The sequence below is a fragment of the Streptomyces sp. CA189 genome, from assembly GCF_056428985.1.
In genome coordinates, this window is record NZ_JBWJVM010000201.1 from 1 (window position 1) to 661 (window position 661).

At 40.7% G+C, this 661-nt stretch carries 1 protein-coding gene; it reads right to left on the reverse strand.

The genetic code is table 11. From position 1 onward, the window contains the following. Positions 1-501, reverse strand: a 501-nt coding sequence (locus AC061S_RS44515; protein WP_478691588.1) for a hypothetical protein, incomplete at its 3' end; no start/stop codon positions are given. Between the last annotated feature and the right edge of the window lie 160 nt (positions 502-661).

The following is a 661-nucleotide window of genomic DNA, read 5'->3' on the forward strand; positions in this document are numbered from 1 at the left end:
CTCTCCATTCTTGCCAAGGGCATCTTCATCTAACCTAATTTTTGAAATAAGCCCATTAAATTTATTTTTTGTTTTTTCGTCAGCATCTTGCACTTCGTGAAACTCATCGAACAGCCATAAAAGAAATTGTCGAAGTCGTCTGATGCGACCTTGCAAGGTTTCGCTAGCGACCTTTGTCATCCCTTTCTGATTGGCAACAATGATGTTCCTTAAATGTTTATCATTTATATCTAGAAATCTTATATTTATACCTTCATCACCAGAACCCTTACTTAAGCAGCATCTGTCATAGAACTGCATGTACTCCATCTGGGATATAAAAATGCCCGATGCAACTCGTTCGGGTAGGTCAATATTTTTTTCCGAAAAGTACTGCAGCACGAACAGCAGTTCATTTGCGTACCTAAATCTCGTATTGGCCGATTTAGCAGATAAAGCGCCATTGAGATAGCAGGAAACATACGGATCAATAGGGCAATCCGCTTCGTCCACTATCGACACGAAGGGCAACGAATTGAATTGGTATCGTTTGACTTTCATGATTGACAAAAAAGCTAGTCCAATAACCGATTTAGTTACAAACTAGCCCACAAATGAGTTCTGTCAAACGAGAGGAAAGAAAAAGCGACGGAAGGCGGGGCTTACAGGCAATGTCTACAGG